The organism is Carbonicoccus niuqiaonis, from assembly GCF_050157065.1.
In the GTDB taxonomy this organism is placed as follows: Bacteria; Actinomycetota; Actinomycetes; order Propionibacteriales; family Propionibacteriaceae; genus Avipropionibacterium.
This window is the reverse complement of record NZ_CP189573.1, coordinates 1,127,546-1,154,197: the sequence shown is the minus strand read 5'-3', so window position 1 is coordinate 1,154,197 and position 26,652 is coordinate 1,127,546. Positions and strand designations below refer to the sequence as shown.

Sequence of the window (26,652 nt, the reverse complement as noted above, 5' to 3'; positions counted from 1 at the left end):
CCGCCGTTCAGCCGTCATCGCCCGGTGGCTTGCCGCACCGGATCTCGTCACCGGGCGTGTACTTCCAGACGTAGTCCTCGCGCTTGATCACCTTGCCGTTGAGGTCCTTGATGATCCGGTAGTACTTCGCGGTGAAGCCCTTGATCGGTGCCTGGTACTCACATTTCGGGTCGTCGATGTAGCGGGTCTTGCCGGTGGTGAAGTCGGACTTGGTCGGCTCGGCGGACTCGACCGTACGATTCTTGGTCGACCAGATCCGTACGGTGATCGAGCCCTGCTGCCCCGGGCTGGCCTTGTTGACGAAGGCCTGCACCACGACGCCGTACTTGGTGTCGTTGGTGAACTTCACGTCGATCGACGGGTAGTACACCGTCGACTCCCGACCGGCCGGGTACCGCGGGAAGTACAGCGTGTGCGGCTGGTGCTCGTCGATCTGCAGGCCGGCGAAGAAGGCCGCGTTGTAGACGGTGGTGGCACTTTGCGAGATGCCGCCGGCGAGCCCCTTCTTCAAGATGCCGCCCTCGATGAAGTAGCCGTCGATGTAGCCCTTCGCGGGGGTACGGGTGCCGAGCTCGCCGTTCATCGAGAACTGCTCACCGGGCTGCAGGTAGGTGTTGTTCATGAAGCCGGCCGCGACGGCCAGGTTCACGTTGCGGTACTCGGCGTACGGGAACGTGGTGGTGAACTCGCCGACGACCTCCTTGACCCCGGCCTGCTGCGCCTCGGCGGTGGTGTGCTCGGCCTTCGCGGCGTTAGGGGTGACGGTGACCGTACGCTCCTTGCCGGTCTTGCCGGCGACCGGTTCGACCGCCTTCGCCAGCGCGGCCTCGTCGATCCTGGTGCCGTCCACGGCGGGCACGACGGTCGGCTTGCCGCCCCGGATCTCGACCCGGGCGTCCTTCGGCTTGGTGTTGGGCAGCTTGTCCAGGGCCTTGGCGTTCAGCTCGTACAGCTTCTTGGCGTCGAACTTGGGCACGACCGTGCCGTTCTCCACCGCGAACGTGTACGCCTGCGTCAAGGTGCTGACCGGGACCTCGTACGTCGACTCGCTGCCGGCGAGCTTCAGCACGACCGGCCCCGAGGTCAACGCGGTCGCGAACTCCTTCGCCGCGGCCGCTTCGGCGTCGGTGATCTCCGGCTCGACCAGATCGACCGGGACCACGACCCGGTCACGCACCAGGAAGGACTGCTTGAGCAGCGTCGCCGTCTGCTCCTGGTTCAGCGTCCGGGCCTCCTGGGACGCGGTGACCTTGGGCTTGTCGTCCTCGAACGCGACCGCGGCGTTGACCGCCTCCCGGTCGGTCGCCTTGGCCAGTTCGGCGACCCGGTTGGTGAGCGCCTCCTCGTCGACCGCCACCACGGGCGACAGCTCGGTGCCGCCGGCCAGCACCCGCCACAGGTGACGCGGGTCGAAGCTGCGGCCGAGCCCGGACTGGTCGACGGTGGCGGGGAAGTCGATGGTCAGGCCTGCCTCGGCCGGCTTGACCTTGTGCTCCTCCCCGTCGACCACGACGGTCAGCTCGGCCTCACCCTTGGGGCCCAGCTCGCGTTCCAGGGTGGCGATGGCCTCGTCGCGGCTCATCCCGCCGATCAAGATGCCGTCGACGGTGGCGTTGCGCGGGGTGTTCTCCCCGGCCATCACGTAACCGACGACGTAGGTGCCGAGGAGGACGAGCAGGAGTCCGCCGAGGATCAGGGTCAGCAGCTTCCACGGACGCATCCGCGAAGGCTTGGTGGGCTTCTCCTCGTCAGTGCTCACGTACGTTCCTTGGCTCGCTCGGGGGGATTGGTCGGACGCCTCAGCCCGGTCCGGGCGAGGCATAACCCCCACGATGGTACGTCAGCGGCGGCACGGACACCGCATTCACGCCGGCCGCCAGCACGTCGGCCACCAGCACCGTGTGATCACCGGCCGGGTGGGCGTCGCGGGTCTCGCACTCCAACCAGGCCGCGGCGCCGGTCAGCACGGGAGCCTCGGTCCACCGCCCCACGACGTGGTCGACGTCGGCGAACTGGCCGATCAGGTCACGTCCCGGGCGGGCGAAGTGAGCAGCCAGCTGCTGCTGGTCGGCGGTCAGGATCGACGCCGCCCAGCGGCCGGAACCGAGCACGGCCGCGTGGAACCGCGCCGACCGTGCGACGCACACCAGCACCATCGGCGGGTCGAGCGACACCGAGCAGAACGCGCTCGCCGTCATGGCGTGGGCGATGCCGTCGTGGCGGGTGCTCACCACGGTCACGCCCGAGGCGTACTCCCGGAACACGGCCTTGAGCTGGGCCTCGTCCGGCGTCTCCGGCACCCGCTCCGGCAGCCCCCGGCCGTCGGACCGGCCGGCCGCGGCGGTACTCATGCGGTGACCGGGTGCGCCGGATCCGGGTTCGGCTCCGGCGCCGGCACCGACTGCGGCACCGGTGTCGTGGCCACCCCGAGCCCGGCGAACACGTCGTCGGCGGGTCCGTCGGTGTCGAACGGCACACCGGCGCCGAGGACGTACGCCTCCATCGACCAGCCGTCGACGGCACTGAGATTGGCGAAGAAGCCGGTCTCGACGTCGACCTGGCTGGCGTGGGCCCGCAACGCCGCCACCTTGTCGGCACCGTGCGCCCGCGCATCCACGATCGCGGCGATGAAGCGGTCCGGGGTGACCATCGGCGGCAGGTCGCCGTCGGGGTCGATGCCCTCGAAGAACTCGGCGTCGCCGGCCTCGCGGGCCATCCGGATACCCTCGCGCATGGTCGACTCGGCCCAGGCACCCCACAGCACACGCGACACCTGCCACGGCTCACCGAGGTCGGGTCGGAAGGCGGGGGCTGCGGCGAGCTGGCTGCCGTACATCGCGACGCGGTGGGCCTGCACGTGATCGGGGTGGCCGTACCCACCGAACTCGTTGTAGGTGATCACCACGTGGGGGCGGCGGTCCCGGATCAGTTCGACCAGGTGGGTGGCCGCCTCCAGCAGGTCGGCACGCCAGAAGCAGTCGTCGGTCGCGGACGGGTCGGGGATCACCCGCTGGGTCTCCTCGTCGTACGACATCCCCGAATCGCGGTACCGGTGGTCACCGCCGAGCCGGACGAAGTCGGTCACGCCGAGCTCGGCCATCGCGACGGTCAGCTCCTGGAGCCGGTGCTCCCCCAGGACGTCCTCCTCCGCCGACCGCAGGTGCGACAGCTCGTCGACGATGATCTCGCCCTCCTCGCCGAGGGTGCAGGTCACCAGGGTGACCGGGTGCCCGGCCTTGGCGTACCGCGCCATGGTCGCGCCGGACTGGCTCGACTCGTCGTCGGGATGGGCATGGACCAGCATCAACCGACCGAGCTCCGGGGTGCCCGGCTCGGGTGTGCTGGCAGTCTTCACAGGTTCAGTCACGGCGTCCAGCCTAGGAGCTGAAGTCGACTGCAGGTCCAATCGTGACGCAGGTGGCGGATCGCCGGGCGACGACACGTCACACGACCTCGCGGGCCTCCGCGAAGTGACAGGCCGACGGATGCCCCTCCCGACCGTCGTCGCGACGGTCCAGTTCGGGTTCCTCGACCGAGCAGATCTCCTGTGCCTTCCAGCAGCGGGTGTGGAACCGGCATCCCGACGGCGGGTTGGCCGGGCTCGGTACGTCACCGCTCAGCACGATCTGCTCCCGGGTGTGCCGTTGCGTCGGATCGGGGATCGGGACCGCCGACAACAGCGCCTGGGTGTACGGGTGGGTCGGCCGGGCGTAGATCTCGTCCTCGTTGCCCAGCTCGGCGAACCGGCCGAGGTACATCACGCCGACCCGGTCGGAGATGTGGCGCACCACCGACAGGTCGTGGGCGATGAACACGTACGCCAACCCCAACTCGTCCTGCAGTCGCTCCATCAGGTTGACCACCTGCGCCTGCACCGACACGTCGAGTGCCGACACCGGCTCGTCGCAGATGATCACCTTCGGGTTGAGGGCCAGCCCGCGGGCGATGCCGATCCGCTGGCGCTGACCGCCGGAGAACTGGTGCGGGTAGCGGTTGATGTGTTCAGGGCTCAGCCCGACCAGGTCGAGCAGTTCGCGGACGCGGGCCTTGCGGCCGCCGCGCGGGACGACGCCGGGGTGGATCTCGAACGGTTCCCCGATGATGTCGCCGACGGTCTTGCGCGGGTTCAACGAGGTGTACGGGTCCTGGAACACGATCTGGATGTCGCGCCGCAGCTTCCGCATCGCCGCACCCCGCTGGGCGTACATGTCGACGCCGTCGAAGTTGAGGGTGCCCGCCGTCGGTTCCTCCAGCCGCATCAGCAGCCGGCCCAGGGTGGACTTGCCGCAGCCGGACTCCCCCACGATGCCGAGCGTCTCGCCGGCCCGCAGGTCGAAGGAGACACCGTCGACGGCCTTGACGTGGCCCACCGTACGGCGCAGCACCCCACTGCGGATCGGATAGTACTTCTTGAGGCCCTCGGCGCTCAGGATCACCTCACCGGTGCTCATCGCAGGTCCCCCCCAACCCCGTCGCCGAACCGATCCTGTTCGGTCGCGGCGGCCGCTGCCGCGGTCTCGGCGAGGACGTCCTCGGCGCGGTGGCAGGCCACCAGCCGTTCGCCGCCGAGCGTCCGCAGCGGCGGTGGCGGACCCTCGCGACAGATGTCGACGGCGTACCGGCAGCGTGGGTTGAACGGGCAGCCGGGTGGGATGTGCAGCAGGTTCGGCGGCAGGCCACCGATCGCGGCGAGCTGCTGGCCCTTCTGGTCGACCCGGGGGATCGACTCCAGCAACCCCTTGGTGTACGGGTGGGCCGGACTGCCGTAGGCGTCGAGCACGCCGGCCTGCTCCACGATCCGGCCGGCGTACATCACCGCGATCCGGTCGGCGACGTCGGCCACCACGCCCAGGTCGTGGGTGATCAGGATGAGCCCCATCTGGCGTTCCTCCTGCAGTTCCTTGAGCAGCTTCATGATCTGGGCCTGGACGGTCACGTCGAGGGCGGTGGTCGGCTCGTCGGCGATCAGCACGGCCGGGTCGAGGGCGATCGCCATCGCGATCATGATCCGTTGCCGCATGCCGCCGGAGAACTGGTGCGGGTAGGCGTCCACGCGTTGGGCCGCGCCGGGGATCTGCACCCGTTCCATCAACCGGATCGTCCGCTCCCGGGCATCGGACCTGTTGAGCCCGCGGTGCTGCCGGAACATCTCGCTGATCTGCCAGCCGACCGGGAACACCGGGTTCAACGCCGACAGGGCGTCCTGGAAGATCATCGAGATCTCCGGGCCGCGGACCTCCCGCAACTTCTTCTCCCGCAAGGTCAGCAGGTCGGTGCCGCAGTACTCGACGCGGCCGCCGGTGACGAAGCCGGGCGGGCTGTCGAGGATCCCCATCACCGCCTGGGCGGTGACCGACTTGCCGGAGCCCGACTCGCCGAGGATGGCGAGGGTCTCCCCCTCGTGCAGGTCGAAGCTCACCCCGTTGATGGCCTTGGCGACCCCGTCGGTGGTGCGGAACTCGACCTGCAGGTCTTCGACGTGCAGCAGCAGCCCGTCGGCGGGATGCCAGTTGCTCCGGGTGGGGACGTCGACGTCCGCGGTCGACAGTTCCTCGGTGGCTCCGTGGGACGTGGTGGTCATCTCGGCACTCCTCTCAGCGCAGCTTCGGGTCGAGGGCGTCGCGTACGGCCTCACCGAGCAGGATGAACGACAGCACCGTCAGCGACAGGAACAGTGACGGGAACAGCAACATGTGCGGCACCGACCTGATCAGGCCGAGGCCCGATGCCTCCGAGATCGCCAGGCCCCACGAGATCGCCGGGGCCTGCAGCCCGATGCCGAGGAACGACAGGGTCGCCTCCAACGCGATGTAGGCGCCCAGGTTGATGGTGGAGACCACGATCACCGGCGCCATCGCGTTCGGCAGGATGTGGCTGAAGATCAGCCGGCCGGGTCCGGCACCGAGGGCGCGGGCGGCCTGGACGTAGTCGTTCGACTTCACCTGCAACACACTCGACCGCATCAGGCGGGCGATCGTCGGCCAGCCGAGGATCGCGATCGCGAACACCACCTTCAGGATCACCACGAAGTACGGCTGCCCCGGCGCGGAGAAGGTGTACAGGATGATGATGCCGCCGAGCAGCAGCGGGATCGCGAAGAAGACGTCGGCGAGGCGGGAGAGCACGGCGTCCAGCCAGCCGCCGAAGAAGCCGGCCAGGATGCCGACCAGCGATCCGAGCAGCATCGTGCCCAGAGTCGTCAGCACCCCGACCAGGATCGAGGAGCGGGCCCCGTGGACGGTTCGGGTCCACAGGTCGCAGCCCTGCTGGTCGTAGCCGAAGATCGCCGTGCGGCTGGGCAGCTCGCGGGCATGGGTGAGATCGCAGATCAAGGGGTCCTTGGGGGCCCACAGGTTCGGCACGACGGCCATCGAGCCCATCACCACGAGCAGCACGATCGCGATCCAGAAGATCGGGTTGCGTCGCATGGCCCGCCAGGCGTCGTCCCACAGCGAGCGGCTCCGCGGGCCCTCGGTTCCCGGGGACTCCGTGCCCGGGGTCTCGACAGTCAGTTGGTTCACGTTCTCAGTCATGGCTGATCCTCGGGTCCAGGAAGCCGTACAGGATGTCGACGATCAGGTTCATCAGCAGGAAGATCAGCGTCAGGCAGACCACCGCGCCGACCACCGACACCCCGTCCTGCTGGTTGATCGAGCGGAACAGGAAGAACCCGATGCCGTTGATGTTGAAGATGCGCTCGGTGACGATCGCACCACCCATCAGCAGGCCCAGGTCGATGCCGATCTGGGTGATCACCGGAACCATCGAGTTGCGCAGCGTGTGGACACCGACGGTCCGGCCGGGCCCGAGCCCCTTCGCCTTGGCGGTCCGCACGTAGTCCGAGCGGAGGTTCTCGACCAGGCTGGTGCGGGTCAACCTCGCGATGTAGGCCACCTGCAGGCTGGCCAGCACCATCGCCGGCAGCACCAGCGACCAGGCGAGCTCGAGGTTGAGCGTCGGGGAGTTGGCGGCCGTCACCGGGAAGCCCCAACTCACCCCGAAGAGACGTTGCGTCAGGTCGGGCAGCCGGATGCCGAAGACCAGTTGGGCCAGCGAACCGATCACGAAGGAGGGGATGGAGATCAACAGCAGGGTGGAGATGGTGACCAGGTTGTCGGCCAGCTTGCCCTTGCGGATGCCGGCCAGGATGCCTGCCGAGATGCCGATCACGATCTCGAAGATCAACGCCATCACCGCGAGCAAGGCCGTCGTCGGCCAGCGCAGCAGCAGTTCGTCGGCCACCGACTTGGAGTAGTAGTTGGTGCCGAGATCACCTTGGACGAGCTTCAGCAGGTACATCCCGTACTGCACCAGCAGCGGCTGGTCGAGGTTGTACTCCTCCTTGAACGCGGCGATGTAGGCAGGTGAGCAGGCCCGCTCACCGCACCGTCCCTGCCACGGCTCGCCCGGCAGCGCGAACACCATCACGTAGATCAGGAACGTGGTGCCCAGCAGCACCGGGAGCATCTGCAGCAACCGGCGCACGATGTAGGACGCCATCATGACTCCTCTCCCCTGCACCCGACCACGGCGAGGCAGGAACCGTCAATGGAGGTACGGTGTCGCCCCCGTCCGCGAGTCGGCCTGCCGGACGAGGTCCGACAGGCCGACTCGCGTGAACAGGATCAGCTGGCGACGCCGCTGTTGATCACTTGACGGTGATCGAGGACAGGTCCAGCGTGCCGAACGGGGTGACCTTCACGTTGTCCACCCGCGTCGACCAGCCCACCGGGGTGGCCGCGTACCACTTCGGCACGGTCGGCAGGCCCTTGGCCAACTCGGCCTCGGCCTGCTGGTACAGCGAATTCGCCTCGGCAGGCTCCTTCGCTGCGGCGGCCTTCTTGATCAGGTCGTCGAAGGTTGCGCTCGAGTAGTCGTAGTCGTTCGAGGAGGCACCGGTGGTGTAGATCGGGGCCAGGAAGTTCTCGATCGACGGGTAGTCCATCTGCCAACCGGAACGGAAGAGGCCCTTCAACTCACGGGCGCCCAGCTGGTTGCGGATGGTCTTGAAGTCGGGCGTCACGTTGACGACGCAGTCGACCCCGAGCACCTTGCGCCAGTTGTTGCAGGCGGCGTCGGCCCACGGCTTGTGGCCGCCGTCACCGTTCACCGACAGCAGCAGCTGTCCGTCGTAGCCGCCGGCCGCGTCCCACAGCTCCTTGGCCTTGGCCTCGTTGTAGACACAGGTCTCGCCGCACGCATCGGCCTTGTAGCCGTCCACGACCGGGGACACCCACCCCGTGGCCGGGATGCGCGTGCCCTGGAAGATCTCCTTGGTGATCAGGTCACGGTTCAGCGACATCGACAGCGCCTTGCGCTTGTTGATGTCGGCGAGCTGCTCGTCGACCGGGGAGAAGCCGAGCGACTGGATGACACCGGACTCACGGACCAGGGTGCGGTCCGGCAGGTCCATCTTCCACTGGTCGTTGACCAGCGCGTCGGCCGGGATGATGTCGGTGAAGTCGAGGTTGTCGGCCACCACGTCGGTGTAGGCGGAGTTCGCGTCGTTGTAGATCCGGAACGTCACCTTGTCGATCTGCGGGGTGAACTCACCGGAGTAGTCGGCGAACTTCTCCAGCACCATGGCGGTCTCGTCGTTCTGCACCATCTTGAACGGACCGGCACCGATCGGCATCTTCGCGAACTCGGTCTTGCCCTCGGTGGTGTCGGCGAAGAAGGCGTCCGGCTGCGGCGCGAACACCGTGTAGCCCAGCCGCACCGGCAGGTTCGAGACCGGCTCGGAGGTCTTGATCGTGAAGGTGTGGTCGTCGACGACCGCGAGCCCGGTCATCTCCTCGGCCTTCGGCGCCTGCTTGCACTCGTCGTCGCCACACTGCAGGTCGGCGTACCCCTCGATCGGCTCCATGAAGTAGCCGTTGTACTGGCCGTTGGGTGCGTAGGCGACCCAGTTCCAGGTGTCGACGAAGTTCTTGGCGAGCACCTCGGTGCCGTCGTGGAACTTGTAGCCCGGCTTGATCTTGACCGTGAAGTTGATGTTGTCCTCGGTCTCGATGGACTCGGCGATGTCCATCTCCGGGGCAGCGGTCTCGGCGTTGTAGTGGACCAGCTTCGCCGTGATGGCGTCGATCACGTTGCCACCGCAGACCTCGCCGGTGTTGGACGCGATCAGCGGGTTCTGCGGGGTGCAGCCTCGAATGGCGATCTCGGCCGGCGACTCGGCACCGCCTTCAGTTCCGGTTCCGGTGTTGCCCGGTTGGCACGCCGCTGCCAACAGCGCCAACGTGGCGATGGCTGCTGTGGCCATGGCGCGAGTTCGTGCCCGCATCGATGTCCTCCTCGGTGAGCCGTCCGGGTCTCGGACGGGTTCTTGACATGTGCGCCGGGACGTGACGCGGCACACAGTGAGCGTGCTATTTCTAGGGCATCCGGAGCCTGAGGGCAAGCAGCAGCTACCAAATCACGCCCGATGTGTCACCTGATCGTGACGCAGTCGTCACCTGTACCGACGGCTCCGGGAGCGTTTCCGGCGTCAGCCGTGGAACCGTTCCAGACTGGCCACGGCGCGCCGGAGCTGGTCGGCTCCGTCGACCAACGATCGCCGAACCGCCGGATGGGTCTCGGCATCAGCAACGACGGTGTCGGCGAGCGCAACGACGCCCGGGTCAGGGTCGACCATCGGGAACCCGTTGAGCGCCACCCGTGCCAGCGACCAGCCCTGCCGGAACCGTTTGGTGGCATCGATCTCGCTGAGGAAACGGGGGACGTAGCTGGCGGTGAGCTCCCACTGGTGGGGTTGGAAGAACGCTTCCGCGACGGCATACACCTCGTACGCCGTCAGCGGCGACTCGGCGACCAGCACGGCGAAGGCCCGTTCCTTGGCCGCCGGACTCGCGAGCGCGGCGCGGGCGCGGGCCGCGTGCTGTCGGGCACTCGAGGACGGGTCCAGCGCCAGGGCCGCGTCGATGATCGACTCGTCGGTGGTGAGCGACGCCAGTCGTACCGTCATCGACCAGCGCAGGTCGCGGTCCATCGTCATCCCGTGGGGCAGGTCGCCGGCCAGCCACCGGCGCAGCAACGCGACGTCGTCACAGCAGCTGACCGCCAACCGGAAGCACAGCAGCTGCCGGTCCTGGCCCGGTTCGGCGTCGGCCAGCATCTGTGACAGACAGGCCCAGGTCCGGTGTCGCCGCCCCGCCCGGTCGGCAGGACGGGCGTACGGTCCGCACAAGGTCTCGATCGCGAAGGTGGTCATCGCCTGCACGATCTCGTCCGAGGTCTCCCCCGGCATCGCCGCGAGCACCAGGTCCAGCGCCCGGTCCGGGGCGAGCCGTGCACTGCGCACCGCGTCACGCAGCGCGTTGTGGATCGTCACCCGGGTCAACGGCTCGGCGACCGTCGACACGGTCGGGACGCGCCCCCAGTCGTCGAACACGACGCGTGCCCAGGTGGCGTCGCCCGCGTCGGGCACCACCAGCCCGGCCCCGGCCGTTCGGTCGAGGTCGATCCTGGTCGTCGGCCCGGTGACGCGCAGCGGGGCCGAGCCGATGGCCGTACCGTCGCCGCCGAGCTGGACCGCGGTGATGACGTGCGGCCGATCGGCGGGGCTGTCGGCGGGTGGACGCCGGTGCAGCGTCCAGCCGCCGTCGTCGTCGGGGTCCACGACCAGTTCGTCCACCCCGGAGGTGAGCAGCCACTCCCGCGCCCACCCGACCACGCCGTCGGCGCCCGCGGCCGCCCAGCAGGCCAGCAGGTCGGCGAACTCGGCGTTGCCCCGGGCGTACCGGGCGAAGTAGTCCCGCAGTCCGGTGAAGAACGCGTCCTCACCGGTGAAGGCGACCAACTGTCGCAGCACCGCCGCACCCTTGGCGTACGAGATCCCGTCGAACTGGGCGAGCGCGGCCTGGGCGTCGTCGGAGCCGTTGCCGGCGACCGGGTGGGTGGAGGCGGACTGGTCGGCCACCATCCCCCAGTCCTTGCGGCTGATGCCGAACTCCACCCAGCGGTGGTAGTCGGTGGCCGTCGAGCACACCCGGTGGGCCAGGTACTCGGCGAACGACTCGTTGAGCCACAGGTCGTCCCACCAGCGCATCGTCACCAGGTCGCCGAACCACATGTGCGCCAGCTCGTGGGCGATCGTGCAGGCCCGCCCGGCCCGCTCGCCGCGGGTCGCCGCCCCGCGAAACACGTACTGGTCGCGGAACAGCACACAGCCCGGGTTCTCCATCGCGCCGGCGTTGAAGTCGGGGACGAAGGCCTGCCAGTAGTCGCCGAACGGGTAGTCGATGCCGAACAGCTCCTCATACGCGTCCAGGCAGGCGGCGGTGACGTCGAAGACGTCGTCGGCCTGGGCGGCCAGCTCCTCGGCCAGGTCGGCCCGGACCAACAGGCCCAACCTGGTCCCGCCGTGGTCGCGCTGCTGCGCCACGTACGACCCGGCGACCAGGGTGACCAGGTAGGTCGACAGCGGCACCGACTGCTCGATCCGCCACGTCCGTACACCCCTCGCGACGCCCGTCGAGCCTGTCGCGACGTCGGTCGAGTCAGTCGAGACGTCCACCGCCCGACCGTTGCCCGCGACGACCCAGTCGGCCGGGGCCGTCACCTCCAGGGTGTACGGCGACTTCAGGTCCGGTTGGTCGAAGCAGGCGAACCACCGCGGTGCCGCGTCCAGGAACGACATCGCGTACAGGTAGCTGGCGCCGGCGGTCTCGTCGTCGTGGCGGTGCAACCCCTCGCCGTCACTGGAGTAGGCCATCGCACCGGAGACGATGAGCGTGTTGGCGCCGACGACGAGGTCGCTGAGCACGATTCGGCCGTCCTGCCAGGCGGCAGCCGGCAGCTCGACCCCGTTCAGGGTGGCCTCGGTCAGGATGGTGCCCCGGAAGTCGCAGAAGGTCTCGCCCACCTCGTGGCAGTCGAACTCGATCGTGGTGGAGCTGGTGAACGTCTGAGGACCGCCGGTGAGGTCGAGGACGACATGGGTCCGGTTGACGTGCAACCGTGCCGCACGATCCACGGCCTCGGTGCGCTTGACGCTTGGCATGCGCGAAACGTACCCGCCTCGGGGTCGTCGGTCCGGGGGTCGTGTCCGCTTCGTTATGGCCGGTCGCCGTCGGTCATGATGGGGCGCATGACGAACGAGCGGTCCAGCGGACCAGAATTGATCACCCGCCGGCTGGGAGCCGACGACCGTACGGCGTCGGACGTGTTGTCGGCGGAGGCGTTCGGCAGCAAGCCGGACCCGGATCGTCCGTGGCCGCTGCCGGGCTCGACGCCGTACGGCACCTTCGAGCGACAGGGAGCGGCGGAGCTGTTGGTCGCCAAGGCGGTCGCCCGTCACTACGACAGCCACTTCCACGGTCGGCTGGTGCCGACCTGCGGGCTGGCCAGCGTGACCGTGGGGGCCGAACAGCGTGGCCGCGGACTGCTGAGGCGGACACTGCTACCGGCGTTGACCGAGTCGCGGGAGGCCGGTGAGGTGATCGCGACCCTGTTCCCGACCGCACCGGGGATCTACCGCCCGTTCGGCTTCGAGGTGATCAACACCCAGACCCGGCTCGAGTTCCCCAGTGCCGAGCTCGCCGAGGTCGCCGCCCCGGACCCCGAGCTGGTGCAGGTCCGGCGGGCGGGTGTCGAGGATGCCGCCGCGATCGCCGACTGCTATGCCCGCTGGGCGACGCAGCAGAACGGGCCGCTGAGTCGGCGAGGCGCCTCGTTCCCCGACGGTCCGGAGGCGATGGTGCGGGAGGCGACCGGGGTCTGGCTGGCGGTGGAGCAAGGAGTGGTGACCGGCTTCTGCAGTTGGCACCGAGGCACCGCGTACGGTCCGGACGCCGTCGCGACCGTCGACGACCTGGTCGCGGCCACCCCGGGCGCGGAGGCGGCGCTGATCAACGTGCTCGGCAGTTTCCGCGCGGTGCTGGGAAAGGTGTCACTGCGCAGCAGCGGCACCGACGCGACCCAGTGGCACCGCCGTGGTGCACCGGGGAGTCCTGGGTGGACGACGGCGTACATGCTTGCGGTGCTTGACGTTCCGGGCGCCTTCGCCATGTTGGCCCCACCCCCGTCGCTGTCGGGATCGTGGTCGGTCACGGTCCGCGGTCGGACCGGCGTCGACATCACCGGCGACTACCGCGTGACCGCCGACGCCGGTCGGTGCGAGGTCGTCCCCGGAGAGGCCGGCGGCCCCGTGTTCACCCCCGGCGGGCTGGCCGCATGGTGGAGCGGTGCTGCCGGACCGGCCGAACTGCGGCTGGGTGGGGCGTTGAGCGGGACCGACGCGTACGACGCCGACCTCGCGGCCCTGATCGGCATCCGACCGGTGCGCGTGCTCGACCACTTCTGACGAGCAGGACCCGGCGCCCCGATCGGGGCACCGGGTCCTGAGTGACTGGTCCTGCTGGGCCGGGTCAGCGGAGCCAGGTGTGTCGGCCGATGATCTTGGCCCAGATCCTGCCGACACCGAAGGTGTCACCGGCCAGGGTCACCGCGGCGATGATCAACAGCAGCGCCTCGTGCCAGTGCGAGTCGACGATCGGGTTGGTGCCACCCAGGATCGGCGGGAACGCTGCGAGGTACATGAAGATCATCAAGATGGTGCCGGTGACGGCGGCGATCCGCAGTCCGGCTCCGGCGATCATCGCGACGCCGATGCCGAGCAGGCCGATCATGAACAGCCAGTCCCCGAACGGATTGCCGAAGAGTTGGATCAGTCCGGCGAACGGCCCCTCGACGTTGTTGATGTAGCCCTGGGCGGGGGTGCCGCCGTTGATCCAGGCCCGTTCGGCGGGGGTGGTGAACCCCAACCCGAACGTCTTGTCGAGGAAGGCCCACAAGAACGTGAAGCCGATGCTGATCCGGGCGATCGCGAGCACGATCCTTGCTGGACGACTGCGGACGACGTCCTCCTGCATCACCACGGCCCTGGTGGCGACGGTCTCCTGCTCCATGGCCGCGGCACCGTCCCTGTGCCGATCGACCGAGACATTGCTGGACATTGTGGGTTCCTCCCCTGATACGGGGTTCGGGCCCTTCCCGACCTCGTACTACATAGTGTAGTACTACATTGCGTCGCTGTCACCTCCGGAGTCGGGTGCGGGCCCGCCGCGGCGCCCCACGCGTACCAGCAGGATCGACAGCACGAGCAAGGCCGCCCCGAGCAGCACCAGGTCGGCGTCCAGTCCGCGCAGGTGGCCGTCCCCGGTCGGGATGGTGGTGGCGAACGCGGGGACGACCGCGAGCACCCCGGCGGCGACCACCCGCAGCCGCATCGTGGTCGAGTTGATCATGGGCAGCGCCGCAGGCCGCGGCCCGCGTTCGAGTCGCGCCAGTGGACTGCTGATCAGCAGCACGAGCCCGAGCACCACCAGAAACACCGGGAGACGCAGCAACCACCAACCGACGGACGGCGCCTGCGGCAGGAAGGCAGAGCCGAAGTAGAACAGGGCGGCGATCCCGATCACGAAGACCGCGTGCCACAGGTAGATGGTCATCGCCCGACTGCCGATCAGATACGCCACGCCCTGGGCCCAGCGCTGCTCCATCAGGTGGGTCAGTACGGGCTTGACGAACCGGAACACCGCCACGTGCGCCAGCCCGATGAAGGCCAGCCCGGCCGACGGTGGGATCTGGTTCTGCAGCATGTCCGGGCCGAACGGGAAGGTCGTGGCCACCACGCCGACCGCGAGGAAGCTGAACGCTGCAAGGAGGATCAGCTGCCAGATGTGGACGGCGAAGGGTCGGCGCGTGGTGGCCGAGCCGGGGTCGAACCAGCCGTCGGCGAGCAGGAAGCCCAACTGCTGGGCGAACGGCCAGACGAACAGGTAGTTGATCAGACCGATCGCATCGATCCCGACGCTGCCGCGGACCACGTCGACCACCAGCGCAGCAAGCAACAACAGTGCCGGCGTCAGCAGCGGACGTCGTTCATGGGCCACCGCCATCGCCGGCAGGATCGCCTGACAGAGCAGGTAGGCGCCCATGAACCACAGCGGGGTGCCGGCCCCGTACGCGGCGGCGTCCGCCAGGCCCTTGGGCACCCCGAGCAACAGGGCGACGAGGATGATCACCGCCAGGATGCCGAGGAAGGCGAAGGCGGGGTAGGTGAAGCGCACCAGCCTGGTCCGGAAGAATTCGTACGGCCCCTCGCCCCGCCGCCGGGCGCTCCGCCACGCCAGCAGGCTGACGCAGCCACCGACCAGGAAGAACAGCGGCATCGGTTGCACGAACCACGTACCGACCGCGAAGAAGGCGTACTGCTGGGGCGGCGTCCAGTTCTCCATCGCGCCCTCGGACGTCGTGCGCAGGGCGACGAAGCACACGTGCGCCGCGACCACCAGCAACAGGCACGCGACCCGGACCAGGTCCAGTGCCAGGTCCCGCTTCGCCAGGATCTGCTCCCGGGTCGCCGTCACCGTCATCGCCTCCCGCTCCACCTCGTCCCGCCCGGCTGCCGGACGGCTGGGAAGATCGTAGGACCCGGTCGGCCCGCCCGGGTCGAGGCGCGAGTGCGAGGTCGGGGCCTGTGGTCGGATCGAGACCTGTGGTTGGATCGAGACATGGAGACCTCTCGCGAACCAGCCGGGGGTACGGTCACCCTCGCCTCCGGCGCCGCCCTGCCCCTGCTCGGCTTCGGCACCTGGCAGATCCCCGAGGAGCAGGCGCCCGCCGCCGTGGCCCACGCACTGCAGGTCGGCTACCGCCACCTGGACACCGCCACCCGCTACCGCAACGAGGCCGGGGTCGGGCGCGGCCTGGCCGAGTCGGGGGTGGCCCGCGACGACGTGTTCGTCACCACGAAGCTGCCACCCGACCGTACGGCCGAGGCCCGCCCGCTGCTGGAACAGAGCCTGACCTCGCTCGGCATCGACCGACTGGACCTGTGGCTGATCCACGCCCCCGGCGGCGAGGATCGCGACGATCCGTTGGTCGAGGCGTGGGAGGAGATGATCGGTTACCGCGACGAGGGCCTGGTCGCGGCGCTCGGCGTCAGCAACTACACCGTCGAGCAGCTCGACGTGCTGACCGAACGGACCGGGGTCACCCCGGTGCTCAACCAGATCGTGTGGAGCCCGTCCCTGTGGGATCCGGCCGTGGTCGCCGGCCACGCCGAGCGTGGGGTCGTCCTCGAGGGCTACAGCCCGCTGCGCAAGACCAACCTGGAGGACCCGACGTTGGTCGAGATCGCCCGCGCCCACGACGCCACCGCCGCCCAGATCGTGATCGCGTGGCACCTGGCCCGCGGCTACGTGGTGCTGCCGAAGTCGAGCAACGCCGACCGCATCACGGAGAACTTCGCGGCGACCCGGTTGACGCTGACGCCCGACGAGCTCACCCAGGTCGACGGCGTGGAGTAGCCCTCGGTCGATGGGATATCTTGACCTCAAGACATTGTTCTGGACGACGTGACGCCGGAGGAGATCGCACCACCATGGCCAAGATCATCTACACCCACACCGACGAGGCGCCGCTGCTGGCGACGTACTCGCTGCTACCGATCATCGAGGCGTTCACCGGCGTCGCCGGGGTCGACGTCGAGACCCGCGACATCTCCCTGTCGGGACGGATCCTGGCCGCGTTCAGCGATCGGCTGCCGGCCGAGCAGCAGGTGCCCGATGCGCTGGCCGAGCTGGGCGAACTGGCCACCCGTCCCGAGGCCAACATCATCAAGCTGCCCAACATCTCGGCCTCGCTGCCGCAGCTGAAGGCCGCGATCGCCGAGTTGCAGGCCCAGGGCTTCGACCTGCCCGACCACCCCGACGAGCCGACCACCGACGACGAGCGCGACATCCGGGCCCGCTACGACAAGGTGAAGGGCAGCGCGGTCAACCCGGTGCTCCGTGAGGGCAACTCCGACCGACGCGCACCGGCCGCGGTGAAGAACTACGCGCGGCAGAACCCGCACTCGATGGGCGCCTGGACTTCCGACTCGAAGACGAACGTCGCCACCATGGGTGCCGACGACTTCCGCAGCAACGAGCAGTCGGTCGTGCTGCCCGCCGAGGACACGTTGACGATCAAGCTGGTGACCGCCGACGGCGAGACCGTGCTCAAGGAGTCGATCCCGGTGCAGGCCGATGAGGTCGTCGACGCCACCGTGATGCGCGCCGGCGCCTTGGACACCTTCCTGGCCGAGCAGATCGCGCGCGCCAAGGCCGAGGGTGTGCTGTTCTCGGTGCACCTGAAGGCGACCATGATGAAGGTCTCCGACCCGATCATCTTCGGCCATGTCGTCCGCGCCTTCCTGCCGACGGTGTTCGAGAAGTACGGGGCCGACCTCGCCAAGGCCGGCCTGAGCGCCAACAACGGCCTGGGAGGCATCCTCGCCGGGCTGGACGCGCTGCCCAACGGTGCCGAGATCAAGGCCGAGATCGAAGCCGGACTCGCCGCCGGTCCGGAGCTGGCGATGGTCAACTCCGACAAGGGCATCACCAACCTGCACGTGCCCAGCGACGTGATCGTCGACGCCTCGATGCCGGCCATGATCAGGACCTCGGGTCACATGTGGGGACCCGACGGCGAGGAGGCCGACACCTTGGCCGTGATCCCCGACAGCAGCTACGCCGGGGTCTACCAGACCGTCATCGACGACTGCCGCGCGAACGGTGCGTACGACCCGACCACGATGGGCTCGGTGCCCAACGTCGGCCTGATGGCCCAGAAGGCCGAGGAGTACGGCAGCCACGACAAGACGTTCGAGATCCCGGCCGATGGCACCGTGCAGGTCGTCAACGGCGCAGGCGAGGTGCTGCTGGAGCACCAGGTCGGCGTCGGTGACATCTGGCGCGCCTGCCAGACCAAGGACGCCCCGATCCAGGACTGGGTGAAGCTGGCCGTGACGCGGGCCCGCGCCTCGTCCACCCCGGCGGTGTTCTGGCTGGACCCGAGCCGGGCACATGACAAGAACCTGATCGCCAAGGTGGAGCAGTACCTCGCCGATCACGACACCGATGGCCTGGAGATCTCGATCATGACGCCGGTCGAGGCGACCCAGTTCTCGATCGACCGGATCCGCAAGGGCGAGGACACCATCTCGGTGACCGGCAACGTGTTGCGTGACTACAACACCGACCTGTTCCCGATCCTGGAGCTCGGCACCAGCGCCAAGATGCTGTCGGTCGTACCGCTGATGGCCGGTGGTGGACTGTTCGAGACCGGTGCCGGTGGCTCGGCTCCCAAGCACGTCCAGCAGCTCGTGGCGGAGAACTACCTGCGCTGGGACTCGCTGGGTGAGTTCCTCGCGCTGGCCGAGAGCCTGCGCCACCTGTCCGACTCGACCGACAACGCACGCGCCGGGGTGCTCGGGGATGCGCTGGACGTCGCCACCGAGAAGGTGCTGACCGAGGGTCGGTCGCCGGCTCGCAAGCTCGGCCAGATCGACAACCGGGGCAGCCACTTCTACCTGGCGTTGTACTGGGCCCAGGAGCTGGCCGCGCAGACGACCGACCAGGACCTGGCGGCCCTGTTCGCCCCGATCGCGGAGTCACTGACCAGCGGTGAGGACACGATCACCGGCGAGTTGCTGGCCGCCCAGGGCTCCCCGGTCGACCTCGGTGGCTACTACCGGCCCGACGACGAGTTGGCCTTCGCCGCGATGCGGCCGTCGTCGACGCTGAACGCCATCATCTCCAAGCTGGCCTGAACGCCCGTCGAGCTCGCGAGACGTCCATCGAGTTCGTCGAGCTCGTCATGCCAGCTCGAGCAGCACCTGCTCGAGCTGGTACCGGGACCGTTCCACCAACGGGGAACCGCTGCCGGCGTAGTGGCCCAGGGCGACCACCCCGATGGTGACGGCCCACGCCATCCCGCGACGCCAGGTCGTCTCATCGACGGCCATGGCGGCCCGGAAGCGGGGTCGGGTCTCGGCGTCGAACACCTGCCAGGCCGGCAGCAGGTCGACGGTCGGGTCCCCCACCGCCAGCGCACCGAAGTCGATCACCGCCGACAGTCGGCCGTGCTCGTCGACCAGCAGGTTGCCCGGCTGCAGGTCGGTGTGGGCGAAGGCCGGCGGGCCCTCGTACGGCTCGACGTGCTTGAGCGACTCCCAGGCGTCCCGGACCGCGGGGACGTCCACCCAGCCGTCGCACCGTGGCAGGAACTCGTCGGTGTCGGCGAAGCGGGGCGCGATCGGGCCGACTCGGTAGGAGGTGAGCATGGCGTCGCCCAGGTGCGGGGCTGCGTCGACCGACCGCAGTGCCCGGACGAATCCCGCCAGGTCCACCGCGAGCTCACCCGTGGCGGCTCCGGGTGTCGGGAGTTCACCGGGGAGCCACGGTCCCACCGACCACGGGAACGGGTAGCTCGCCGACGGACGGCCCACCCCGGTCGGCACCGGGATCGCGACCGGGAGGGCGGATCCGAGCAGCCGCCCGAACCTGGCCTCCTTGGCGATGCCCGCCGCAGCGTCGGGCTTGCGTGGCAGCCGGACCACGAGATCCTGCCCTGCGGCCGTCGCCCGGTAGTTGACGTTGTCGGTCCCGGCCGGCTCGACCTCGACCAGGGAGTCGACCACCAGCTCCGGGAACTGCTCGGCCAACAACGCGCGGACCGTCCCGGCATCGATGTCGACCTCGTCGTGGTGCAGTTTCGGCATCACGCCATCTTGGCACCGAAGCCCTGCCGGCACCCGTGCTCGACGACCGCACCCGCAGCGATCCGTCCGCGCTCGCCGGCCCGGATCCATCGGTGCCGACGCGGTTTCCACAAAGTGACCGGTCGACGGGTCCGGCCCGCGCGTCGTCAGGCGTGCCTGCGCCGGTGCCCCACGGCCGACCGGTCGGTTTGCGGAATCCCCGTCACCTCGGGGCCGGACCGACCGCACACACCGCGCACTGCGGCATGCTGGTCGGCATGGACGACCTCTGGATACCGCCCGGCCCAGGGGCGGCGAACGGGATCACGGTGCCGGCCCGTGAGCTGGTCGAACAGTTCTCGCACGCCTCGGGGCCCGGGGGTCAAGGTGTCAACACGGCAGATTCGCGGGTGCAGCTGAGCCTTGACCTCGGCAGCACGACAGCACTGACCGAGACACAACGGGTCCGTGCGCTGCAGCGGCTCGCGGGACGCCTCCGTGGCACGGTGCTGATGGTCGACGTGACCGAACACCGATCACAGCGGCAGAACCGGGTCGCGGCCAGGGAACGACTCGCCGCCCTGCTCCGGGCCGCCGTCGTGCCACCGACGGCGCGGCGCCCCACCAAGCGGACGCGAGGTTCGCAGCAGCGGCGCCTCGCCGCCAAACGGGAACGGGCCGAGATCAAGCGCACCAGACAGCGGCCCGGGGCTGAGTGAGGTCCGAGAACACCCCCAGAGCCAGGCCCCGGCGATCTTGGGCTGCGCCGATTCCACAAAGCGACCGGTCGAGTGCGCGAGCCGGTCCGCGCCCAGACGTGGGGCGCACACCTCCTCCCCCGTCGACCGGTCGGTTTGCGGAATCCGGACGGCTGCGGGTCACGTGGCGTCGCGCAGCGCCTGCAGCAGCACCGGGACGTGGCCGTGCTCGGGATCCTTCACCGCTGTGAGCAGGGTGACGACCGCAGGCAGGTCAGCGACCAACTCGGCGACCGCACCCGAGGCGTCGAGTTCGTCGCGATAGCGCTCGGCGAACGCTTCCTCGTCCAGGTCTCCGTCGTGGAAGGCCTTCCGGAGCTCGGAAGACGGGGTGACCTCCTTGGGCCACCCGTCCAGTTCGGCCTGTTCCTTGGACACACCTCGTGGCCAGAGCCGGTCAACCAGGAGGCGGTGGCCGTCGCTGTCCGCCGGATCGTCATGGATCCGCTTCACCCGGAACGTCGTCATGCTCGTCACGGTACGCCGCCCGGGTCGGATCAGTACCCCGTGGTGCCGTCGAGGGCCTCACGCATCAGGTCGGCGTGGCCGAGGTGCCGGGCATATTCCTCGATCAGGTGGGTGAGCACCCATCGCAGGTTGAGCCGCCGACCGTGGCGCTTCCCCGGCAACGGTGCGTCGAGGTCGGTCACCCGGGCTGCGCGCCGGCGCGACGCGACCAGCTCGCCCTGATGGGCCACCAGGTCAGCCATGACCGTCGCCGGGTCGACGTCGTTGAAATCACCGTCCGGATCGTCCTGGCAGTACAGCGGCGGGAGGTCCTCCCCCGCGACCACGTTGGCGAACCAGGTCCGCTCCACGTAGGTGAGGTGGCGGACCAGCCCGCCCAGACTCATCGTCGACGGCGGCGTCGGACGGGCGCACAACTGGTCGGCGGTGAGGCCGCCGACCTTGAGCAGCAGCGTGGCACGGTACAGGTCGAGCCACGACTCCAGCGATTCCCGGTCCCCGGCCAGGAACGGCGGGTGGCCCCGATCGTCCGCCGGCATCGGAGACCGGGCTGCGGCGTCACCACCCACGGGGCTCACCGCACGTCCCCCGTCGGATGCGTGGACCGGCGAGCAACTCGGGTCATGTCGATCATGGACGAGACGCTAGCAACCACGCGCGCGGTGAGGACCATGGCGCCCGCGGCGAGCCCGAGTACGGCGCGTGCGGCGGCATCTGTGCGGGCGGTGATCACCCAGCAGCGGACGCTCGGTCTGCCGCCACCTCGGCATCGGACCGCAGCACGCAGAACTGGTTCTGTTCGGGGTCGGCGAAGATGACCCAGCCCGAGCCCGGTCCGTAGATCCCGCGGTGGTCGGCGACCACCGTCGCCCCGCACTGCTCCAGCCAGGCGACCTCCTCGTCGCGACTGCGCTCGCGCGGCCGGAGGTCGAAGTGGAGCTTGTTCTTGCCCGGGGTCGGATCCGGCACCTCGATGAACAAGACCGTGTGTCCGGTCTCGGGATCGCGGATCAGGCACTCCTCGTGACCCGGCTGGTTCGGGTCGTCGGGGTCGTCGACGTAACCGAGCACCTCCTGCCACCAGCGCGAGAGCGCGTACGCGTCATGACAGTCGACCGTGGTGTGGGAGATGCGCGAGGTCATGGCACCACCCAACTGCCCCGGCCCCGACCCGGCAACCCGGCATCGACCCACGGACACCCCTCACTCCCACCGGCGGTGCGACCCGGTGCAAGAGTGGACACCGTGGATGACGATCTGGTGGCGCTGTTCCGGGTGATCGACCTGACCGGAGTGTTCGCCAATGCCGTCCTCGGCGGCGTGATCGCCCGCCGCGAGAAGCTCGACGCGGTCGGCTTCGTGACCCTGGCCGTGCTCTCGGGGCTCGGCGGTGGCATTCTGCGCGACACCCTGCTGCAGGCCGGAGCCCCGCTGGCCCTGACCGACGCCGCCTACCTGGGTACGGCGCTGGTGGCTGCCCTGATCGCGTTCCTGCTGCGGATCGAGGGCCGCCTGTGGGACAAGGTGTGGCCGGTGCTGGACGCCGTGGCACTCGGCTGCTGGGCGGTCGCCGGGGCCCAGAAGACGCTGGCCGTGGGACTCGGCTGGGTGCCCGCCATCCTGCTCGGCATGATCACCGCGGTCGGCGGCGGCGCCATCCGCGACATCGTGCTGCGGCGGGTGCCGACGGTGCTGGGCGGCAACACCCTGTACGCCACCTGCGCAGCCGTCGCCGCGGCGGTGATGGTGGTGGCCCATGCGCTCGGGCAGCCCTCGGTCGGCATGGTGGCCGGACTCCTCGTCGGCGCCGGCCTGTGCCTGCTCGCCCGTTGGCGCGGCTGGATCCTGCCGCCGGCCGACCAGTGGTCGGCCACTCAGGTCATCCCGCGGCGCTACCGCGGTGCCGGCCGGGGTGTCGCCCGTCGCATCGGCCGTGCCCGCCGCAGGCCCGCCGGGCCCCGCACACCTGGCCGGACCAACCCCGACGATCACAGTCCCGACGATCACGAAGGATCCCGATGAACACCGACGGCAATCGTCCGTACGACGACGTCCTCGACGGCCTGGACGGGATCCGCGCCTGGCAGCAGGACACCTACCGGCAACTGCACCAACACCCCGAACTGTCGTTCCAGGAAGTCCGTACGGCAGCCCTGGCCGCCGATCGGCTGCGGCAGTCCGGGTACGAGGTGCACGAGCAGGTCGGCGGCACCGGTGTGGTCGGCATCCTGCGCAACGGGGACGGCCCCGGCGTCCTGCTCCGTGCCGACATGGACGCCCTGCCCGTACGGGAGGAGACCGGCCTGCCGTACGCCAGCACCGACACCGCGACCGACGACGACGGCATCGAGGTGCCGGTGATGCACGCCTGCGGACATGACGTCCATGTCACCGCTCTGCTGGGCGCGGCCACGCTGTTGGCAATGCGCCAGGAGTCGTGGAGCGGCACGGTCGTGGCCCTGTTCCAACCGGCAGAGGAGTTGGGTACGGGGGCCCGACGGATGGTCGACGACGGGCTCGGCGCGTTGTTGCCACACCTCGACGTCGCACTCGGTCAGCACGTCCTCGCCTTCCCGGCCGGGGAGGTCCGGACGCGGCCGGGGCTGATGCTCACCTCGGCGGCCAGTGTGCGGATCACGCTGCACGGCCGCGGGGCCCATGGGTCGATGCCCGACGCGGCCGTCGATCCGGTCGTGCTGGCGGCCATGATCATCATCAGGCTGCAGACCGTGGTCTCCCGCGAGCTTCCGCCGTCGGGGCTCAGCGTGGTCACCGTCGGTAGCGTGCACGCCGGCAGCAAGGCCAACGTGATCGACTCCACCGCCGTGCTCGAGGTGAACGTCCGTACCGACAGCGACACCGCGATGTCGACCGCACTGGCTGCGATCGAACGGATGGTGGTGGCGGAGTGCCGGGCCTCAGCCACCCCCGCCGACCCGGAGATCGAGGTGTACGGCCGCTACCCAGCCACCAGCAACGACCCGGCCGCGACCGAACGAGTACGGACCGCGTTCGACACCGTGTTCGGCGACGCCGCCGGCGAGTTGGCGATGCAGTCGGCCAGCGAAGACTTCAGCATCATCCCGGATGCACTCGGAATCCCCTACTGCTACTGGGCTGTGGACGGTGCCGATCCCTCGGCGTACGCGAAGGCAGTCGAGTCCGGCCGGATCGCACAGGACGTCCCGGTGAACCATTCGCCCTTCTTCGCACCGGTGATGCAACCCACCCTGGACGTGGGCACCCGGGCGCTGACCACGGCCGCCCTGGCGTGGCTGGCAGCAGGCTGAAGGGGTCAGGTCACCAGGCAGAACGGGTGGCCGGCCGGATCGACGTACACCCGGAATCCCCCGTCGGTCGCCGGCTGGTGCTCGTGCAGCCGGGCGCCGGCGGCGAGGACGGCCGGTTCGGCCGCGTCGATGTCGGGGACCCACAGGTCGAGGTGCAGTTGCTGCGGATGGGCACCGCCCGGCCAGGTCGGGGCCACGTAGTCGCTGATCTGCTGCAACCCCAGCCCCACACCTCCGTCACGGTTGTCCGGACCGACGACGCCACCCGGCGGGATCAGAGTCACCCAGGTGTCGTCGTCGGCCACGCTCTTCCAGCCGAGGAGCTCGGCGTAGAACCGGCCGAGCTCGACTGCGTCAGGGCAGTCCAGCACCATCATCTGGAGCCGCGGGCTCGGATTCGTCTCGTTGATCATGGTGCCAACGTAGACCGCAGGTCAGGCGGGAGTCGTCAGGTCACGACGCGCAACGAGCCATGATCAGTTCGCCGTCAGGTCGTCCAACACGATGATCACCGCGTCGGCGTCCACCGTGGCACCGATCGATCGGTACGTGGCCTGGGCTGCTTCGTTGTCGGCCTCGGCCCCGGTCCACATCCCGGTGCAGCCCCGTCGTACCGCCTCGTCACGCAACGCCAACAAGAGTGCCTTCGCGACGCCCTGTCGACGCCACGCCTGGTCCACACCGAGCTCGTAGATGAACATCTCGGGTGACTTGTCGGGATGCCGCATCTCCACCCCGGACACGAACCCGATCCCCGTACCGTCATCGGTCGTCGCGAGGAAGAGCACGTGCCCCTCGCGGTGCATGAAGTCCCGGGCACCGTCGGCGGTGACCTCATGGTCGAACAGGTGGGCGTTGTCGACGAGCTCGACGGGGCTGGTCACGGCTTCGACGGTCCACACCCCTCCTGTCTACCAGCGGACCTGGTCGATGTCAGGTGCGACCCCACTGATTTCGACAGAACAGGCCCACCGCCGTCTGCCCCGCGGCCAGCAAGGACGTCATGGGCTGGTCCGCCACCAACAGCCGGGCGCTCAGGTGGCTCTCCTCGCCGTACTCGATGATCACCTCGGCGAGATCCTGCCACCCTTCGCCCGTCCTGGCCCGACACACCCACACCGCCCGCGGGGTGTTGGACAGGAACGGCATGAGCACCGTGTCGAGCAGGTCCGACAGCACGATGGTGCCGGGGACGTCGATGACCTGCGAGAGTCCGTGCTGGTCCCCGGGGTGCGCATCGGCCCGCTCGAGATGCACCCGGACCTGTTGCACCACGCCACTGTTCTCAGGCATACCTGACATTCTCGCACCGGGCCTACGGGCGATGGGCGACGGCCGATGGGCGACAATGGCCTGGTGAAGTCACCGCGGCGACGGTCCCAGCTGCCCATGATCATCGACGCCCTCGGCCGGCCCGAGACCGATCCCACGGTCCGCAGGCTGATCGCGCACGCCGGGGGCGAGCCGGTCGCCGTCCGCGACCGTTCGATCGAGGAACCCGTCCGGCGGTCCCGTCGGCTTCAGTTCGCCGCCGGCACGGAGGTCATCGTGCACGACGACGCGGTCGTGGCGGTGGTTCTGCACCTCACCCCGACACCGTCGGGCACCCGCGCCGCCGACCTGACGGACTGGGTGCCGCGCGTTGCCAACGATGCCACGCTGGCCGATCTCGAGAAGGCGTTCGGCGGGCCGGTCCGGTTCTCCGGGCTGAGCGAGCCATACGTCGCCCATGGAGGCGCGTACGTGCGGTTCGCCTTCCGGGTCGGCGGGGACACCGGCGGCTGGCAGGCGCCGGGCAACCTGCGGCGCATCACGTTCACGCTGGACCGACCGGGGTCGGCCTGTCGACCCGAGGACGACGACTGCCCGGCCTGCAGCGACCTGCTCGTCCGACACCCGACCGGCGGGGTCGACGTCGAGGCCACGACGACTGCCCTGTCGGCAGCCGTCGCGGCGGGCGACCTCACCGAGGACGACCACTGGGTCCGGCTCGTCGACCTGCTGCCCCTGCACGTGTCCGGATTGATGGCGCGAGTGGAGAGTCAACTCAGCTGCACCACCTGCCACCGGATCAGCTGCCTCACGCTGTTTCGCAACGCCTCCGCCACCTTCGGCCACCACGTCTACAACGACACCCGACAGCGGCCGCTCGAAGCGATCCCACCGGTCGAGCAGTGGGGTGACGCCGCCCGGATCGCCGCGGACCAGGACGCCATGCACCACGTCGACCACGAGCCCGGCGGATGGTTCCTCCTTGAGCAGCAGGGAGTTCTGTACCTGGACGCCCGGTACGTGGTCAGCAGCATGGTCGACGACAGCGCCCTCATCCGACTCGACGACGCCGAGGTCGAGGCCCACCGCGCCGGCGGCCACGCCTACCTTTCCGAGCTCGCCCGTCGGATCAACGACGACGGACCCCATCGGGAGAACTCGCCGTACCGGGGGCGAGACCTGTACCGCGGCCCGGACGCGAAGACGTTCCGGGCGGCGGTCCGGACCGCAACCGTCAACCACACCTGGCTGGCACGGCAGCGTCAGGCGGCCGCAGCCGCAGCCGAGGACGCCTGATGCCACCGACGATCGCTGCGCAGGACCCGTACAACGC

25 protein-coding genes are annotated in these 26,652 nt (G+C 69.4%); 7 read left to right on the top strand and 18 right to left on the bottom strand.

Going from position 1 to position 26,652, the window contains the following annotated elements; all coding sequences use genetic code 11:
- Nucleotides 1-7: 7 nt before the first annotated feature.
- From ACQBAU_RS05320 to pepN, 9 genes are all read right to left on the bottom strand, one after another.
- Nucleotides 8-1,759, bottom strand: coding sequence for a VanW family protein (locus tag ACQBAU_RS05320; RefSeq protein ID WP_465254919.1), 1,752 nt, complete (start codon nucleotides 1,757-1,759; stop codon nucleotides 8-10).
- A gap of 40 nt (nucleotides 1,760-1,799) precedes the next feature.
- The gene (locus tag ACQBAU_RS05315; protein ID WP_434549236.1) at nucleotides 1,800-2,351 is read right to left on the bottom strand and encodes a flavin reductase family protein; all 552 of its coding nucleotides are present in this window, start codon (nucleotides 2,349-2,351) and stop codon (nucleotides 1,800-1,802) included.
- Nucleotides 2,348-3,367, bottom strand: a complete 1,020-nt coding sequence (gene mshB, locus ACQBAU_RS05310; protein WP_434549235.1) for an N-acetyl-1-D-myo-inositol-2-amino-2-deoxy-alpha-D-glucopyranoside deacetylase — start codon at nucleotides 3,365-3,367, stop codon at nucleotides 2,348-2,350. The genes ACQBAU_RS05315 and mshB overlap by 4 nt, the downstream gene beginning before the upstream one ends.
- Nucleotides 3,368-3,443: 76 nt before the next feature.
- Entirely contained in the window at nucleotides 3,444-4,451 is a 1,008-nt protein-coding gene (locus tag ACQBAU_RS05305) for an ABC transporter ATP-binding protein (protein WP_434549234.1), read from the bottom strand.
- A complete protein-coding gene (locus ACQBAU_RS05300) occupies nucleotides 4,448-5,581 on the bottom strand; it encodes an ABC transporter ATP-binding protein (protein ID WP_434549233.1) in 1,134 nt (377 codons plus the stop codon). Before ACQBAU_RS05300 ends, ACQBAU_RS05305 begins: the two co-directional genes overlap by 4 nt.
- A gap of 13 nt (nucleotides 5,582-5,594) precedes the next feature.
- Nucleotides 5,595-6,533: an ABC transporter permease gene (locus ACQBAU_RS05295; RefSeq protein WP_465254920.1), complete on the bottom strand. Its 939-nt coding sequence runs from the start codon at nucleotides 6,531-6,533 to the stop codon at nucleotides 5,595-5,597.
- Nucleotides 6,526-7,500 carry an ABC transporter permease gene (locus ACQBAU_RS05290; protein ID WP_465255376.1) on the bottom strand — a complete coding sequence of 325 codons (975 nt, stop codon included), beginning with the start codon at nucleotides 7,498-7,500 and terminating at the stop codon, nucleotides 6,526-6,528. Before ACQBAU_RS05290 ends, ACQBAU_RS05295 begins: the two co-directional genes overlap by 8 nt.
- A gap of 148 nt (nucleotides 7,501-7,648) precedes the next feature.
- A complete protein-coding gene (locus ACQBAU_RS05285) occupies nucleotides 7,649-9,286 on the bottom strand; it encodes a peptide ABC transporter substrate-binding protein (RefSeq protein WP_465254921.1) in 1,638 nt (545 codons plus the stop codon).
- A gap of 204 nt (nucleotides 9,287-9,490) precedes the next feature.
- Nucleotides 9,491-12,004: an aminopeptidase N gene (gene pepN / locus ACQBAU_RS05280; RefSeq protein WP_465254922.1), complete on the bottom strand. Its 2,514-nt coding sequence runs from the start codon at nucleotides 12,002-12,004 to the stop codon at nucleotides 9,491-9,493.
- A gap of 87 nt (nucleotides 12,005-12,091) precedes the next feature.
- Here pepN and ACQBAU_RS05275 point away from each other — a divergent pair, with 87 nt between their 5' ends.
- Nucleotides 12,092-13,306, top strand: a complete 1,215-nt coding sequence (locus ACQBAU_RS05275) for a GNAT family N-acetyltransferase (RefSeq protein WP_465254923.1) — start codon at nucleotides 12,092-12,094, stop codon at nucleotides 13,304-13,306.
- A gap of 64 nt (nucleotides 13,307-13,370) precedes the next feature.
- Here ACQBAU_RS05275 and ACQBAU_RS05270 read toward each other — a convergent pair whose 3' ends face one another.
- Nucleotides 13,371-13,958 (bottom strand): hypothetical protein, encoded by a 588-nt coding sequence (locus ACQBAU_RS05270; protein ID WP_465259465.1) that lies wholly within the window; start codon nucleotides 13,956-13,958, stop codon nucleotides 13,371-13,373.
- Nucleotides 13,959-14,021: 63 nt separating this feature from the next.
- Nucleotides 14,022-15,380: an acyltransferase family protein gene (locus ACQBAU_RS05265; protein WP_465254925.1), complete on the bottom strand. Its 1,359-nt coding sequence runs from the start codon at nucleotides 15,378-15,380 to the stop codon at nucleotides 14,022-14,024.
- Between the two features lie 138 nt (nucleotides 15,381-15,518).
- Here ACQBAU_RS05265 and ACQBAU_RS05260 point away from each other — a divergent pair, with 138 nt between their 5' ends.
- Complete coding sequence (locus ACQBAU_RS05260; RefSeq protein WP_465254926.1) at nucleotides 15,519-16,316, top strand: aldo/keto reductase; 798 nt, start codon at nucleotides 15,519-15,521, stop codon at nucleotides 16,314-16,316.
- 74 nt (nucleotides 16,317-16,390) lie between these two features.
- Nucleotides 16,391-18,601 carry an NADP-dependent isocitrate dehydrogenase gene (locus ACQBAU_RS05255; RefSeq protein ID WP_465254927.1) on the top strand — a complete coding sequence of 737 codons (2,211 nt, stop codon included), beginning with the start codon at nucleotides 16,391-16,393 and terminating at the stop codon, nucleotides 18,599-18,601.
- Between the two features lie 45 nt (nucleotides 18,602-18,646).
- Here the strand turns inward: ACQBAU_RS05255 and ACQBAU_RS05250 are convergent, their stop codons facing one another.
- Nucleotides 18,647-19,552, bottom strand: a complete 906-nt coding sequence (locus ACQBAU_RS05250) for an aminoglycoside phosphotransferase family protein (protein WP_465254928.1) — start codon at nucleotides 19,550-19,552, stop codon at nucleotides 18,647-18,649.
- Between the two features lie 257 nt (nucleotides 19,553-19,809).
- Between ACQBAU_RS05250 and arfB the strand changes: the two genes are divergently transcribed.
- On the top strand, nucleotides 19,810-20,250 hold the full coding sequence (gene arfB / locus ACQBAU_RS05245; RefSeq protein ID WP_465254929.1) for an alternative ribosome rescue aminoacyl-tRNA hydrolase ArfB: 441 nt from the start codon (nucleotides 19,810-19,812) through the stop codon (nucleotides 20,248-20,250).
- 159 nt (nucleotides 20,251-20,409) lie between these two features.
- Here the strand turns inward: arfB and ACQBAU_RS05240 are convergent, their stop codons facing one another.
- The 3 genes from ACQBAU_RS05240 to ACQBAU_RS05230 form a co-directional block, all read right to left on the bottom strand.
- Nucleotides 20,410-20,757: a DUF488 domain-containing protein gene (locus ACQBAU_RS05240; RefSeq protein ID WP_465254930.1), complete on the bottom strand. Its 348-nt coding sequence runs from the start codon at nucleotides 20,755-20,757 to the stop codon at nucleotides 20,410-20,412.
- Between the two features lie 29 nt (nucleotides 20,758-20,786).
- Nucleotides 20,787-21,335, bottom strand: a complete 549-nt coding sequence (locus ACQBAU_RS05235) for a DinB family protein (protein WP_465254931.1) — start codon at nucleotides 21,333-21,335, stop codon at nucleotides 20,787-20,789.
- Nucleotides 21,336-21,486: 151 nt separating this feature from the next.
- A complete protein-coding gene (locus ACQBAU_RS05230; RefSeq protein ID WP_465254932.1) occupies nucleotides 21,487-21,900 on the bottom strand; it encodes a VOC family protein in 414 nt (137 codons plus the stop codon).
- Nucleotides 21,901-22,002: 102 nt separating this feature from the next.
- On the opposite strand from ACQBAU_RS05230, the gene ACQBAU_RS05225 reads away from it, so the two are divergent.
- Together ACQBAU_RS05225 and ACQBAU_RS05220 are read left to right on the top strand one after the other, a co-directional pair.
- A complete protein-coding gene (locus tag ACQBAU_RS05225) occupies nucleotides 22,003-22,779 on the top strand; it encodes a trimeric intracellular cation channel family protein (RefSeq protein ID WP_465254933.1) in 777 nt (258 codons plus the stop codon).
- Nucleotides 22,776-24,047, top strand: coding sequence for an amidohydrolase (locus ACQBAU_RS05220; protein ID WP_465254934.1), 1,272 nt, complete (start codon nucleotides 22,776-22,778; stop codon nucleotides 24,045-24,047). Before ACQBAU_RS05225 ends, ACQBAU_RS05220 begins: the two co-directional genes overlap by 4 nt.
- A gap of 5 nt (nucleotides 24,048-24,052) precedes the next feature.
- Here ACQBAU_RS05220 and ACQBAU_RS05215 read toward each other — a convergent pair whose 3' ends face one another.
- From ACQBAU_RS05215 to ACQBAU_RS05205, 3 genes are all read right to left on the bottom strand, one after another.
- Nucleotides 24,053-24,460 carry a VOC family protein gene (locus ACQBAU_RS05215; RefSeq protein ID WP_465254935.1) on the bottom strand — a complete coding sequence of 136 codons (408 nt, stop codon included), beginning with the start codon at nucleotides 24,458-24,460 and terminating at the stop codon, nucleotides 24,053-24,055.
- Between the two features lie 63 nt (nucleotides 24,461-24,523).
- Nucleotides 24,524-24,931 (bottom strand): GNAT family N-acetyltransferase, encoded by a 408-nt coding sequence (locus tag ACQBAU_RS05210; RefSeq protein WP_434549982.1) that lies wholly within the window; start codon nucleotides 24,929-24,931, stop codon nucleotides 24,524-24,526.
- Nucleotides 24,932-24,980: 49 nt separating this feature from the next.
- Nucleotides 24,981-25,340: a hypothetical protein gene (locus ACQBAU_RS05205; protein WP_465254936.1), complete on the bottom strand. Its 360-nt coding sequence runs from the start codon at nucleotides 25,338-25,340 to the stop codon at nucleotides 24,981-24,983.
- Nucleotides 25,341-25,403: 63 nt separating this feature from the next.
- Here ACQBAU_RS05205 and ACQBAU_RS05200 point away from each other — a divergent pair, with 63 nt between their 5' ends.
- Complete coding sequence (locus tag ACQBAU_RS05200; protein ID WP_465254937.1) at nucleotides 25,404-26,615, top strand: hypothetical protein; 1,212 nt, start codon at nucleotides 25,404-25,406, stop codon at nucleotides 26,613-26,615.
- The last annotated feature ends 37 nt before the right edge of the window (nucleotides 26,616-26,652 follow it).